The 12,693-nt window shown below is 71.5% G+C and carries 14 protein-coding genes; 5 read left to right on the top strand and 9 right to left on the bottom strand.

Features of this window, described 5'->3' with window-relative positions; translation table 11 throughout:
- Positions 1-314 precede the first annotated feature (314 nt).
- The gene (locus tag ACWEQL_RS22715; protein ID WP_452152116.1) at positions 315-728 is read left to right on the top strand and encodes a hypothetical protein; all 414 of its coding nucleotides are present in this window, start codon (positions 315-317) and stop codon (positions 726-728) included.
- Between the two features lie 290 nt (positions 729-1,018).
- Positions 1,019-1,552, top strand: coding sequence for a hypothetical protein (locus tag ACWEQL_RS22710; RefSeq protein ID WP_452152115.1), 534 nt, complete (start codon positions 1,019-1,021; stop codon positions 1,550-1,552).
- Here ACWEQL_RS22710 and ACWEQL_RS22705 read toward each other — a convergent pair.
- Entirely contained in the window at positions 1,537-2,121 is a 585-nt protein-coding gene (locus ACWEQL_RS22705) for a hypothetical protein (RefSeq protein ID WP_452152114.1), read from the bottom strand. The two genes, ACWEQL_RS22710 and ACWEQL_RS22705, sit on opposite strands and share 16 nt — an antisense overlap.
- A gap of 277 nt (positions 2,122-2,398) precedes the next feature.
- The gene (locus tag ACWEQL_RS22700; protein WP_452152113.1) at positions 2,399-2,713 is read right to left on the bottom strand and encodes a hypothetical protein; all 315 of its coding nucleotides are present in this window, start codon (positions 2,711-2,713) and stop codon (positions 2,399-2,401) included.
- Between the two features lie 882 nt (positions 2,714-3,595).
- Here ACWEQL_RS22700 and ACWEQL_RS22695 point away from each other — a divergent pair.
- Positions 3,596-4,321, top strand: coding sequence for a hypothetical protein (locus tag ACWEQL_RS22695; protein ID WP_452152112.1), 726 nt, complete (start codon positions 3,596-3,598; stop codon positions 4,319-4,321).
- A gap of 228 nt (positions 4,322-4,549) precedes the next feature.
- Here ACWEQL_RS22695 and ACWEQL_RS22690 read toward each other — a convergent pair whose 3' ends face one another.
- The 3 genes from ACWEQL_RS22690 to ACWEQL_RS22680 all read right to left on the bottom strand — a co-directional run bounded on the left by ACWEQL_RS22690 (position 4,550) and on the right by ACWEQL_RS22680 (position 8,046).
- Positions 4,550-4,879: a hypothetical protein gene (locus ACWEQL_RS22690; protein WP_452152111.1), complete on the bottom strand. Its 330-nt coding sequence runs from the start codon at positions 4,877-4,879 to the stop codon at positions 4,550-4,552.
- Positions 4,880-5,625: 746 nt separating this feature from the next.
- Positions 5,626-6,735 carry a substrate-binding domain-containing protein gene (locus ACWEQL_RS22685; protein WP_452152110.1) on the bottom strand — a complete coding sequence of 370 codons (1,110 nt, stop codon included), beginning with the start codon at positions 6,733-6,735 and terminating at the stop codon, positions 5,626-5,628.
- Positions 6,736-7,548: 813 nt separating this feature from the next.
- A complete protein-coding gene (locus ACWEQL_RS22680) occupies positions 7,549-8,046 on the bottom strand; it encodes a phosphoribosyltransferase (protein WP_452152109.1) in 498 nt (165 codons plus the stop codon).
- Positions 8,047-8,292: 246 nt separating this feature from the next.
- Here ACWEQL_RS22680 and ACWEQL_RS22675 point away from each other — a divergent pair, with 246 nt between their 5' ends.
- On the top strand, positions 8,293-8,733 hold the full coding sequence (locus ACWEQL_RS22675) for a GFA family protein (protein ID WP_452152108.1): 441 nt from the start codon (positions 8,293-8,295) through the stop codon (positions 8,731-8,733).
- Between the two features lie 72 nt (positions 8,734-8,805).
- Here ACWEQL_RS22675 and ACWEQL_RS22670 read toward each other — a convergent pair whose 3' ends face one another.
- Positions 8,806-9,486: a hypothetical protein gene (locus ACWEQL_RS22670; RefSeq protein WP_452152107.1), complete on the bottom strand. Its 681-nt coding sequence runs from the start codon at positions 9,484-9,486 to the stop codon at positions 8,806-8,808.
- A gap of 333 nt (positions 9,487-9,819) precedes the next feature.
- Here ACWEQL_RS22670 and ACWEQL_RS22665 point away from each other — a divergent pair, with 333 nt between their 5' ends.
- On the top strand, positions 9,820-10,326 hold the full coding sequence (locus ACWEQL_RS22665; protein WP_452152106.1) for a GNAT family N-acetyltransferase: 507 nt from the start codon (positions 9,820-9,822) through the stop codon (positions 10,324-10,326).
- A gap of 100 nt (positions 10,327-10,426) precedes the next feature.
- Here the strand turns inward: ACWEQL_RS22665 and ACWEQL_RS22660 are convergent, their stop codons facing one another.
- From ACWEQL_RS22660 to ACWEQL_RS22650, 3 genes are all read right to left on the bottom strand, one after another.
- Entirely contained in the window at positions 10,427-10,642 is a 216-nt protein-coding gene (locus tag ACWEQL_RS22660) for a hypothetical protein (protein WP_452152105.1), read from the bottom strand.
- A 224-nt stretch (positions 10,643-10,866) separates the two neighbouring features.
- The gene (locus ACWEQL_RS22655; RefSeq protein ID WP_452152104.1) at positions 10,867-11,370 is read right to left on the bottom strand and encodes a GtrA family protein; all 504 of its coding nucleotides are present in this window, start codon (positions 11,368-11,370) and stop codon (positions 10,867-10,869) included.
- 316 nt (positions 11,371-11,686) lie between these two features.
- The gene (locus ACWEQL_RS22650) at positions 11,687-12,322 is read right to left on the bottom strand and encodes a TetR/AcrR family transcriptional regulator (protein WP_452152103.1); all 636 of its coding nucleotides are present in this window, start codon (positions 12,320-12,322) and stop codon (positions 11,687-11,689) included.
- Between the last annotated feature and the right edge of the window lie 371 nt (positions 12,323-12,693).

Genomic DNA, 12,693 nt, shown 5'->3' with positions numbered 1-12,693 from the left:
GGCCCGGGCCGGCGCGGGCAGGCCGGACGGACGCGGGCGGACCGGACGGCCGCCGAGCGCACCTGCGGTGCGGCCGCGGTGTCATTGCCCTGCCGTACGCTCCCCCGGGCCGGAGGGACCAGCCGGCGGGGCCGGGACTTCCAGGACCGGCGGAGAGAAAGAGAAGGGGAGCGGGACGTGAGCTGGGATGTTGTCGCGGAGGAGAAGCGGATCCGATGGACGGCGGAGCCGCTCCGCGGTGTGGGCCCGCTGCGATTCGGGATGACACCCGGGGAGGCGGAGGAAGCCCTCCACGGCGTACCGGAGCTCCTCCCGTGGAGCAAGGACAAGCCGCACTACGGGACGGTGCTCAGCCGCGAGTACAACCCCCGCACACGCGCGACCGGCCGGCGGTCACCGCCTACTTCAGCACCGGGCGCCTGGTGGGCGTGGCCATCGACGCCCTGCGCGGCCCCCAGGTCCTGCTGGACGGGATTGCGCTGGTGGGCCGCGCGCCGTCCCGGCTCGCCGCCGACCTCACCCGGTACACGGACACCCGCGACATCTTCCTGCAGTACACCTACCTGGGGGACCTCGCCTCGGAGGAACTGGGATTCTTCGGCGCCACCCAGCGGGCCGACGACGTCCTCCTCACCCGACCGGTGCTCATCGGCACCTTCTGGGCGGACCGGCCCGGCGACTCCACGGAGACCCATCTCCCCCCAGCGGAGTGGCTGGACCGGCAGTAGCGGCCGCCGGGCGGAGGGGGACGAACTGTCGGCGGCTCAGGTCAGTTGCTGGTCACGGGCGGCCGGGCGGTCGGTCTGGCCGTGGCCGACAGCGGTACAGCCCGGCGGCCAGCGGCACAGCCGGGCGGGACGGGACGGCTGCGGCCGGGTGAGAGGGAGGGCCGCAGGTGAGAGGGACCGCCAGGCGGCGAGGCCGGACGGGCCCGCCTCACCGGAGTGTGACCGCGGGGCCCAAGCGGGCGGATGGCCTGTCGGAGTCGGTGTCAGTGGTGCATGCGAGCGTGTGGATCATGAGCGAGGACTTGCTGGCCGGGCTGGATGACATCGACTGGGCTGCTCTGGGGCACGCCTACGGGAGCGCCACCGACATGCCCGGTGAACTGCGGGCCGCGTGCGGGGAGGACGAGAAGGCCAGGGAGCTGGCCTTCGAGCGTCTCTTCAACAGCATCTGCCACCAGGGGACCAGGTACTCCGCCTCCCCCTTCGCGGTGCCGTTCCTCGCCCGGATCGCCGTCGCGGGCCCGGCTGGCACCCGGACCGAGGCGCTGATGCTGCTGACCCGTCTGGCCGTCGACTGGCACGACACCTACGACCTTCCGCTGGGTATCGACACCGCCGCCTGGCGCGCCGCGGTCACCAGCCCGCAGGAGAACCTGCGCCGGTACGACGCACAGATCGCCGCGGAGAGCGACGAGACCAGGCTGGATCAGCTCCGCAAGGGCCGGGAGTACTGTGCGGCAGGCCACCCCATCGACTCCGCGAAGGCGCGCTGCGCTCCTACGACGCCGTCCGCGCCCAACTGCCGGGCCTACTGCCCCTGCTGAACGATCAGGATCCGGCGGTCCGCACCAGCGCCGCCTACCTCCTCGGCTGGTTTCCCGAGGAAGCCGGCACGTGACCCGCCCGCCGCCCACACCATGCCGGCCACCACCGGGCACCGGAGCGCAGCCCTCCCGGCAGGCGCCGGACGGCGGGCCCGTGGCGTCCTCGGCCCGGGCCGGCGCCCGGGTCCCGTCCACCCGTCCGCCCTCCCGAGGCCTTCCAGCGCCGGGCGCCGCAGCCCGGCGCAGGTAAGGCCGGCCGTGAGCGCGCGTGCCTGCCGCAGCGCCGCCGTCATCGCGGGCAACGCCTCCGCCGTGTCGTGGCAGCGTTGACGGACCCGTTCGGCCAGTTCGCCGGCGTCGCGGCCCAGCGGGTCCGCCACAGCGCCCCGGCTCCGGACGCACACGAGATGACCTCCGAGGCGGCGCAGGGTGTTGGGCAGCCGCTCGAGAACCGCGATCACCCCGTCGAAGACCTCCGTCAGAGCGGCCGGGTCCAGGGTGGAGCCGGCCATGGCCGCTTCGTTGAACTCCCGCAGCAGCAGCGCGGCCCGCCCGACCAGCGCCGCCACAGGCGGCAGGTTCAGGAACGAACGTCGTTCATGCTCCGGACCGTAGGAACACCCCCCGACAGACCCTGCGCTCATCGGAGTACTGACTTCGGCCCGTCAGGGTGATTTCGCGAAGTTCCTGTTGGGCCTGGAGCGGTGGCTGTACGTCCTGTGTGTGAGATACGCGGATGGGGACGGGCTGACCGCCGCAGGACGTGGACGCCGGGAAGCGGTACGGATCCAGGCGGCCGAGCTGTTGGAGCAGGGCATCAAGCCGCCGGAGGCGGGCCCTCGGCGCCTACAGCGCGCGCAGCAGGAACTGGGTGGTGGTGTAGCCGGCGCCACCGGAGCAGGTGTAGGTCTGCTGGGTGGCCGTGTACGTGAACCCGGACGGCACGGAGCAGGCCCACATGCCGGTCACGGGCTTGTAGAGCAGGAACTGGTTAGTCGTGTAGCTCCCGCCGCTGGAGCACGTGTAGCTGCTCATGACCCCGGTGTGGGTGTAGCCGGGCATGGTGGTGCAGGCCCAGAGGCCGTCGGCGGGCGGCTGGGCGTAGAACTCGGTGGTCCGGTAGCTGCTGCCCCCCGCCACCGCCCCCACGTCCTGAACCATCGCAGCACCCCCGACGGGCGAGGGCCACCCCGGGAACGGCCCGCGATCACGGCAGCGCGACCCGCCGGGACCCCGGCCGCCGACCCCCGGCCCGACGAACCGGTCGGGCGGGTACCGGTCCTGGCGGTGGCGCAGTCCGACACCGCCACCGGCCGTTGGACCCGCGAGCCGACACCACGGCCCGCACCGGGCCGCCTCCCCCTCGGCCGGGGCGAGGCGCTCCAGACCCCAAGGCTCCTCTCAGCGGCAGGACGCCGCCCCGAGCACCACCGCTGTGAAGGAGCCTCACATGTCCACCGGCCTTTCCCGCCGGGCCCAGGATCGTCCGCGGCTGCAGAAGGCCGTCGAGGAGGTCGCCGGGTCCGGCTTCCTCGGGGTCCGGATCCGGGTGAACGACAAGCGGGGCGAGTGGGCCGGCAGTGCCGGTGTGAGCGAGCTGGGCGGGAGCGGCAGGGCGCTGGCGGACGGACACATGCGCATCGGCAGCAGTACCAAGAGCTTCGTCACCACCCTGGTGCTCCTGCTGGTGGCCGAGGGCAGGATCGGACCGGGCCCTGCTGCCCGAGCGCGCCTGCGTCCTCCTGGACCGCATGCCCGCCCTCGGCTTCGACCCCGACCACGTGGCAGCCCAACGCGAGGCCCTGATCCTGACCCGGGCCCTGGTACCGGAGGGCTTCGACGGGTTCCCGACCCGGCTCGAACACGCACTGGACGACCCCCGGGCCCGTCGGGCAGCGTGCGGGCCCTCCGGGGGCCGTGCCCGGAAACCCGGCCAGGCCCCGCAGACCCCCGCCGGCCTCTCTCACACCCCCGCGGGCACGGCGAAGCCATCGGACGCGTCGGCCGGCCCTGTTCCCAGACCTTGTCGAACTCCCCGCGGAAGTGCTGGAACCACTCGCCGTCGCGGTGCGGGAGAACGGTGAAGACGGCGTCCCCGCTGGCCGAGCCGTGCGAGTACAGGTCGACGTGGATACGGCCCTCGCGCTGGTGCGCATCGATCAGGACCAGTCCGAAGGCCGGGACGAAGTCGAGGAACCGCACCTCGACCCTGGCCTGCGCGCCCGGCGTCTCGGCGAGCTCGCGCAGCAGGTCGACGGAGGACAGCAGCCGGTTGCGGTACATCCCGGCGCGGTCGGGGGTGGTGCTGCGGCGCGCCGCCTCCTCGGGCGCCGGACCGGCCGGGTCGATCAGCGCCACCCTGACCACCGCACCGGCGACCGCCCTGCGCTGGAGCTCGTCCACCAGGTCGCGCAGCGTACGCGACAGCGTCACCCCGACGATCCGGATGTCCTGCGCGGCCCGCACATGCTCCAGGAGGTCCGCCTTGCCCCTGCCGAGGAATTCCGCGGCGGAGATCTCTCCCCTGCCGCGGGCCCGCACCTCCGCGGTCAGTTCCGCCACCTGCCGGCGGCTGGTGAGCATGCCACCGGCCAGCAGCGCGAGCGTCGCCAGCGTGGCCGCGGCCAGCACCTCCCCTCCGACCGCACCGAGGGCACCGAGGACCGCCAGCACCAACGACAGCAACGCCGTCGTGTAGATCTCCAGATTCGCCCCTGCCAGCAGATCCGCACGCACACGCCGAAGAAAACGCATAAGGGCCATCGTTGACCCCCCTCTGACGGCATGTCAACGAAGATCCCCAACCCGCCCGATGCCCTCCCGACGGGCGAACGCGAGCCCGCCCCGGCCGCCTCCCGCCGTGTCGCGGCCTCCCTCGGCTTCGAGGAACTCGGCGCCCAGCTGAGTATCGAGATCGCGGGCAACGGCGCGCCGTTCCACGCGCGACCAGGCCGAGAGCCCCACACAACCCTTGATCACTCCACGGTGACCCCCACCTCAGGCGTCGTAGTACTCACCGTCATCACCCTGGACCCGCGCCTCCAGCACCCTCGCCACCTGGCACATCTTCGCGAGCAACGGATCGCTCGGATGCTTGGCCACGATCCTCCCCTCCCGCCAGTACATCGCCTCGCCGAGTTCAGGGTCCTGCGAGCCCGTGGCCAACTCGGCGATCCACTGAGGCTCTCCGCCCCAGCCGCCATCGGGCGAGAACATCACCAGGTCGGGATCGCCGGCGACCACCGCCTCCCACTCCAGCGTGCTGATGTCCGGACCTTCCTCGTCCCACCAGATCTCACGCCGCGTGATGTGCACGTCATAGCCCATGGCAAGGCACGGTAGACCACAGCACCGACAGGACCACAAAACCGCACCGACTACCGGCCGGCGTGGACAGGCCTACCCAGGCCGAAGGTCGCGGACCAGGTCTTCGGTGATCTCGATCTCGGTGCCGGTCATACGAAGCCACAGTATCGAGGCGGTACGCGGAACGGCTCTCACTCTACGGACCATCCCGCTGTGATTCCTCCGGCATCACCGATCCGGCTCCGGAGAACCGCGGGCCGAAGACTCGGGGACGAGCCGGCACCAAAGGGCCGGAGAAGCAGGCACGTTCGTGCCCGCAGGGGGGGGTTCCGCAGGGGGGTTCCGCAGGGGGTTCCGCAGAGCGGCCGCAGTCCCCGAGGGAGGCCTCGCGCAGCTCGACGTGCTGCCGGAGGTCACGCCACCTCTGTTCGATGGGCCCGCGGTGTCCCTCCCGGGCCCGGCCGACCCGGGGCCTTGTGGTACGGGGCCTGCGGTCCGGGGCCCCGCCCCACCCGAGGGAGCATCATGCGCTCCCTGGTGCCGCAGGTGGGGCGGGGCCTCGGGGGTGTGCTCCCCACCAAGGGGCGGGCAGCGGCGCGGGGGCCGGCCGAGACCGCGGGGTGCCCCCCGCGCCGCTGCCCGGGACCGCCGACGTTCCACCCGGGACCGCCGACGTACTGCCCCGGGGCCACCGGCGCCTTTCTCGGGGCCGGGCCGGTGACGTCCCGCTCGGGGAAGGCCGCGTGCTGCCCGGACCTGGAGGTGGGCTACTTGGTGATGCCGGCCGCGGCGCAGGCGGCCGCGTAGTCCGCGGTGCAGATGTCGGCGGGCGTGTAGAGGCCGTCGGCGATCACGGTGGTGTTGATGTTCGCCTTGGTGACCACGACCGGCCGCAGGAGCCTGGCCGGGATCTTCACGTCGGTGGCACTGTCGATGGTCGTGGAGGCGACGGCCCGGATGTCCTTGCCCTGGATCAGGCCGACGGCGATCTCCGCGGCGTTCTCCGCGATCGGCTTGTACGCCTTGTAGACGGTGAACGTCTGCTCGCCCGCGACGATGCGCTGGATCGCGTCGAGACCCGCGTCCTGGCCGCCGACCGGAACGCTGATGCCCGCGGCCTTCAGCTGGGCGATGATCGCACCCGCCATGCCGTCGTTGGCGGAGTACACCGCCTGGAAGCCCTTCTTCCCGAACTGGCTGATCGCCGCGCCCATCTTCTGCCCCGCCACGGTCGGCTTCCACTCCCCCGACTGCTCGTAGACGATCTTCCGGACCTTGCCGTCCAGGGCGTAGTGCGCGCCCTTCTTGAACTGCGCGGCGTTCGGATCCGCCTCGTCCCCGTTGATCATCACGATGTCGGACTCCGCGGCCTTCGCGCCCAACGCCTCCAACAGCGCCTGGCCCTGCAGCTCACCGACCTTGAAGTTGTCGAACGACACGTACGCGGCCACCGGCCCCGTGGCCAGCCGGTCGTACGCGACGACCTTGACGCCCTTGTCCGCGGCGTCCTTCACCCACGACTGGGTGGCCTTGGCATCGAAGGCGTCCAGGACGATCACCTTCACGCCCTCCGCGATCAGGGTGTCGAACTGCTGCTTCTGCCGCGCGGCGCTGCCCTCGGCGTTGCCGTACTTCACCGTGCAATCCGGGCACAGCGCCTTCACCTTCGCCTCGATGAACGGACGGTCGAAGGACTCGTACCGCGACGACGAGGCGTTCTCCGGCAGCAGCAGGCCGATCGACCTGTTCGCGCCGCCGGCGCCGGCGTCCGCGGACTCCTGCTGACCGTCATCACCGGCCTTGCCGCACGCCGCCAGAGGCAGAGCGAGTGAAAGGACAGCGGCGGCGACGGCGGCGCGACGCATCTTGGCGTTCATGTGAGGGTGCCTCCCTGACATCACCGCGACACAGCGGTGGGGGGTGGGGTGAGGGTTGAGATGGGACGGCGAAGGTGGGGCGGGGCGGTGAGCGTGAAGCAGTGGGGGGCGAAGCAGTGGGGGATGAAGCGGCGGGGGCGGGGTGGGGCACACGGAGTTAACCCGGCCACCCACAGTGACGTCAATAAGTGAACGGACGAGTCTCGCATCAACCGCGATTCGTTATCTTCGTGAAACATCCCCTCGGTTCAATCACGAAGGAACCACACAAGAACGGAAATCACGGACACCAACAACCCCCACCCACCCGACTGCTCAAACACCACACCCCGCCCCCACAGCCGCGAACACCTCCACCGCCCCCACGGGGCATGGCCGGATCCGACCGGCCACCCGGCCCGGCGGGGACACCCCGGAAGGGCCACGGCCGAACGACACCCGCCGGCCGCGGCCAGCCCGTGACTGCGGGGCCGCCGACACGCCACGTCCCGCCCCACCCACACACCCGCGCCCAGACCCCTGCCCCCTACCCCCGGCCCCCGCGCCCCCGCGCCCCGCGCCCCGCGCCAGCCGTGTCACACTCCCCCGGTACGCCGACACCACGACGAAGCGTCACCACCGGCTCGGTCTTGAACAGTTGACCTGTCGTCATGCCGGATCCGGACATCCCCGCTCTGTCCGCGAGGCCTGGCCGTACGACGAGGCCCCCGGGGCACGGCAGAGGTAGCGGGTCACGCTGCTCGTCGCCGAGGGGGATTGGAGCCTAACGCCGGCCCCCTCGTTCATGGTTGTTGTCCGGCTCGCGTACTCCGATCAGGCGTCGAACACCTGGCCCTCGCGCCGGACGATCGGCGGTTCCGCCGACCACGGGAAGTTGATCCACTCATCCGTACGCTTCCACACGTACTCGCACTGCACGAGGGAGTGCGACTTCTCGTAGATGACGGCGGACCGCACCTCGGCGACGTGACCGAGACAGAAGTCGTGCACCAGCTTCAGCGTCTTGCCCGTGTCGGCGACGTCGTCGGCGATCAGGACCTTCTTGTCGGTGAAGTCGATCGCCGCGGGGACAGGCGCCAACATGACGGGCATTTCAAGAGTGGTACCCACGCCCGTATAGAACTCGACATTCACAAGGTGGATGTTCTTGCAGTCCAGCGCATACGCCAGACCCCCCGCTACGAACACACCGCCTCGGGCGATGCTCAGGATGAGGTCGGGATCGTACCCATCATCGGCGATCATCTGCGCGAGTTCGCGCACCGCCCGGCCGAACGTCTGGTAGCTCAGGTTCTCGCGCACATCGGTCACAGCGTTCAGTGTGCTCGGCGGACGGCCGGGCGACGAGCACCGGCACGCCGGACAACGGAGGCGGCGTCCATGTTCCGACCCGGTCCACGCCCGGCCCCATGCGCCGCCGACGCGAGAAGCGGCCGCTACCGTGGACCCGCCCCCGGTGGACGATGATCGACCCGAGGCCCACGCATGGCCGCCTCCGATGGCAACGAAATGGCACACTGGTGGCCAACTCTCCTGTCACGCAAGGAAACTGAACTAGTGTCCGAAAACATCGACACCGTCGCCCCAGGCCCCGACCCAGAGGTCCGCTCCGGTGGATGCCTGTGCGGGAAGATCCGCTTCACCGTCACCGGCCCGGTGGACGACCCGCACGTGTGCCGCTGCGAGCACTGCGCCAGGCGCTCCGGCGCGCCGTTCCAGTGGTGGGTCGGGTTCTCGGCGGCCGGACTGGAGTGGACCGGCGCCGAGCCGACCTGGTTCGACACCTACGAGGGCAGGACCACCCGAGGATTCTGCGGCATGTGCGGCAGTCACATCGCCGCCCGCGACTACGGCGACGACACGATCATCGGCATTCTCGCGACCGCCCTCGACCACCACCACGCCGACCCGGCCCTGATCCCGACCAACCTGAACCGGCTGGCCGAGGCCGCCTCCTGGCTCTCCCAGCCCGGCACCCGGAACGCTGCAGCCAGCTGACCCGGCCCCCTGTGCACCGCAGCCCAACGCCACGCCACCGGCGCTCACACCGACGGGTGGGGCCCGGATCCGTCACCCTCGGGCGCCGTCCTCGGTGGCGGGCCTGAGCTGTGCGGGTGCCGTGGGGGTGGGCAGGGCCGGCTCGCCCCATTGGTTGGTGCCGACGTTGTCCGGCATCTTCGCGCAGCCGGCGTGGGCGGAGACCGCCAGACGGTCGCCCGGGGTGTGGGTGACGACGATCTTCTCGGACACACCGGGTGCGGTCGCGGGGGGCGTCATTCGCAGCGTGAGCTCGACCTCGTTGTCGGCGAAGGAGGTGACGGACCATCCGGCGGCGGTCAGCGTCCGGCGTGCCCGCTGCATCGCCTCCAACGCCTGCGGCCGCCCGACGCCTGCCAGCGCCCAGCTCTCGTTGATGGTGACGGTCCGTTCCTCGCCGGGTGGTTGGGCACGGAGGTCGAAGGCGTAGGCCAGGCCACGGGGGTGGCAATCGTTGACCCCGGAATAGAGGACCTTGCGGGGCCCCTCGGAATCGAGGCGTGCCTGCGGCAGCGCGAGCGCGTCGTACACGGCCTGCGTACGCGCGTCCAACCGCTGCGCCGTGGCCACCGGATGCGCGACGGGGTACGGGTCGTGCCAACGCTCGGCAACCCTGTAGGCGCCGAATCCTGCCGCAGCGGCCACGACCACGGCACCCGCCGTCCATGCCCTGGCTTTCCTCGCCCGGACGCTCCGCCGAGAACTCTGTGTCATGGACAGCATCATGTGCCCGTGGATCCGCGCCCGCATGAGTATCCGTACTCGGATCCGCCCCCACCGGACCACGCAACCGGGCAACCGGGCAACCCGGCAGCCGGGTCGACGAGGACGCACCGCGCCGATACCCCGGACGGCTCCCGGGGGGCGGGGCCCTGCTGCTGGCCGTCGGGATCTGGCCGGCGATCGACTCCGCCCTCCGCCACCGCCGCTCCCGCCTCCGGTGGACGACCTCGCCGCGTGGGAGCTCGATGCGGCCACCGAGCAGCTGGCCGCGACGCTGCGCGAAAACCTTTCCCGCCCACGGCCCCGGCCCCGGACAATGGGACCATGCGTATTCGAGAGGTCCGCACCGAGGAACTGCCCCTGCTCCAGGACATCGAGAGAGCGGCCGGACGCTGCTTCCGCGACATCGGCATGCCCGAGATCGCCGACGACGAGCCGCTGCCCCTCGACGAACTCGCCCGCTACCAGCGGGAGGGACTGGCCTGGGCGGCCGTCGACGAGAGCGACACCCCCGTCGCCTACCTCGTCGCCGACCACGTCGACGGCAACCTGCACGTCGAACAGGTGTCGGTCCACCCCGATCACGCCCATCGGCGCATCGGGCGTTCCCTCCTGGAACACCTCGCCGAACGCGCCGCGGCCCGGCACGTCCCCGCCCTGACCCTCACCACGTTCACCGACGTACCGTGGAACGCCCCGTACTACGCACGCTGCGGCTTCCACCCGCTCGACGACCACCGACTCAGCCCGGCCCAGCGCGACATCCGCACCCGGGAAGCGGCCCACGGTCTGGACAGGTGGCCGCGGGTGTTCATGCAACGAGCCGTGTGACACTCCCGTCAGGGCCCGCCACCCGGCACGCGGCAACGCAGGAGCGGCCCGCCACCGACGACCCGGCGAACCCCTTCGACGCTACCGCCCCGGGTACGGCCTACGGCCCCGCGGGCGGTTCCTGCGACGGCCCGAACGGCTGCTGCGGGTAGGGCCGGTGGGCGTACGGCTGCTGGAAACCCTGCGGCGGAGGCTGCCGGCGACGGGCCCGCTGTCGGTGCCTCACGACCAGTCCGACGACGATCAGAGCGACACTCAGCACCGCCAGCAGCAGGAGCAGCAGCACCTCCGGCAGCACCGGCGTGGACCCGTTCACGACACAACTCCCCACGTCTCGAAGGCCCGCCCATCATTCCACAGGCCGACCCGCCGAGGCCGGTGGATCGGACGACCCCGGAAAGGCCCGGCGCCCACCGGAGCGCCATCGCACGCGTCCCGTCATTCCCCCTACAGGCCAAGGGAGTTGAGCGCTACACGCCGGAGACTGCGCGACGGGACCGAGGGGCGTCCGTCAGGCGGCCGGCGGGACCGGCAGAACGGTCAGGCCGCGCGGCACAGTTCGGCGGGCCCGGCCGGGGCCGCGATCGCGCACACGGGGTGGACGACGACCGGGACCGCCGTACGGGTGCGCGCGAACACGACCAGGCGCAGCAGGGCGAAGCGCGCCACGCCGGCGAGGGCGGAGGCGGCCAGATAGACCGCCTGCTCCAGCAGCGCGCCGGGGTTGGCCACCAGGTGGTGCAGGGTGAGCATCGCGCCGCAGGTCGCCGCGTACGCGGCCACCGCGGAACCGGCCGACTGGACGTGCTGGCGCCAGGTGGCGCGGCAGGCGGCGCCGAAGGTGAAGCGGGCGTGCAGTTCGGTGGCCAGGAGCGTGGAGATCACGGCGATCAGAGTGTTGGCCAGGATCCAGGGGATCCGGGTGGCCAGGGCCACCACCGCGAAGGAGGAGGCCAGCCCGACCCCGCCGCCGCACAGCACGAACCGGGCGAAGGCGGCCACCGGCCCGGATCCCGCTCGCCGCCCGCTCTGCACTGCCGCCATGGTGTCCGCCCCCTGCTGCTCACCGGTTCACCCGGCGGCGCTGCGCCCCGGGGTTCACGGGGAACCTCCCCGCTGTTTCTGACGAGAGAAACGCTACGTTGCCTTCACGAAAGACACAACGAGCTTGTTGCGCAAAATCACCATACGCGCAGCTCACATCGTCAATATCGTTGCAACCGGAGGATTTGTAACGCAACACCAGCCATGCCCGACCATTGCAATGGCGTACGGTGAACGCTCCGAGGAACCCGCACGGGGGTGGCCGGCCCCCCGGATCCGGCCTCACGCCCGGGCACGGCAGGCGCGCCGCAGCCCTTCAGGCGACCACGTAGTCGGCGAGGGCCGGCTCCAGCAGGTCGAACACGAGCACGGCCTCCCCGGTCACGACGGCGGCGATGTCCGCGGCGTCCCGGCCGGCAAGGATGAGCTCCTGGATGCGCTGGAACAGAACCCGGTGCGCGCCCCCGAGCTGGGTGGCGACCGCGCGTACGGTGATGTCACCCCGGTCGACGCCGGCAGCCTCGGCCAGGACCTCGGCGAGAGCCGCCTCGCGCTGGTCGTGCAGATCACGCAGGCGGGCGAGCAGCGTAGGGCTGTCGGCGATCATCCGGGCGAAAGGCAGCGGCGCGAAACCTGCGACCGGATCCCGGCGCTCGACGGCGGCGAGGAACGCACGACGAAGCGCCACCAGAGCCGACTCACCCGGCGCCCGTCCGGCGACAATCGCGGCGGGACCGGCGACGAACGCCTCGTGATGATCGAGCGCCAGATCCTCCTTGCGCGGGAAGTAGTTGGTGACGGTCTTCTTCGCGACCCGCGCCGCGGCCGCGATCTCGGCGATCGTCGTCACCTCGAAACCCTGCTCGACGAACAGCCTGGTCGCGTGGTCGGAGATCAGCTGCCTGGTCTCCCGCTTCTTGGACTCCCGCAGCCCCACCGGTTCAACACTCATGCGGCAATCTTACACCCGTAGCAAATATATATCTGACGCACTCCAAGCGCCCTCGACCCATCGGGTCGTCCGGCCGTCAGAGACGTCGACAACCCATCCGACGCCGGCAACCCCGGGAGCAGGCGCGGCCCGGCCGTACCGCACCGGGCAGCGGACGGGAGAACCCACTGTGGCCAGGGCGGAGCAGCGTTGTCCCCCCATACACCGGACGCCGGCGTGCGGGCGACTGGACGGACGGGATGCCGCTCGCGCTCCGCACGCGTGACGGCGCCGCGCGACCGTCACGCGTGCGGAAATGGAGCCGCCGCTCAACAGCGCGCACGAGGCGCGCGGACAACGGCGCCTGCTCGTCCCCGATCTCGGCCCGCTCG

This window comes from Kitasatospora sp. NPDC004240 (genome assembly GCF_053603215.1).
Note: the sequence above shows the minus strand (reverse complement) of the source record. Positions and strands in the feature narration are given on the sequence as shown.

Excerpts from the sequence above, each read along its gene's own strand:
- ACWEQL_RS22710 (WP_452152115.1), top strand. The coding sequence starts at position 1,019 with ATGAGCGAGGACTTGCTGGCCGGGCTGGATGACATCGACTGGGCTGCT.
- ACWEQL_RS22700 (WP_452152113.1), bottom strand. The coding sequence starts at position 2,713 with ATGGTTCAGGACGTGGGGGCGGTGGCGGGGGGCAGCAGCTACCGGACC.
- ACWEQL_RS22690 (WP_452152111.1), bottom strand. The coding sequence starts at position 4,879 with ATGGGCTATGACGTGCACATCACGCGGCGTGAGATCTGGTGGGACGAG.
- ACWEQL_RS22685 (WP_452152110.1), bottom strand. The coding sequence starts at position 6,735 with ATGAACGCCAAGATGCGTCGCGCCGCCGTCGCCGCCGCTGTCCTTTCA.
- ACWEQL_RS22670 (WP_452152107.1), bottom strand. The coding sequence starts at position 9,486 with ATGACACAGAGTTCTCGGCGGAGCGTCCGGGCGAGGAAAGCCAGGGCA.
- ACWEQL_RS22665 (WP_452152106.1), top strand. The coding sequence starts at position 9,820 with ATGCGTATTCGAGAGGTCCGCACCGAGGAACTGCCCCTGCTCCAGGAC.
- ACWEQL_RS22655 (WP_452152104.1), bottom strand. The coding sequence starts at position 11,370 with ATGGCGGCAGTGCAGAGCGGGCGGCGAGCGGGATCCGGGCCGGTGGCC.
- ACWEQL_RS22650 (WP_452152103.1), bottom strand. The coding sequence starts at position 12,322 with ATGAGTGTTGAACCGGTGGGGCTGCGGGAGTCCAAGAAGCGGGAGACC.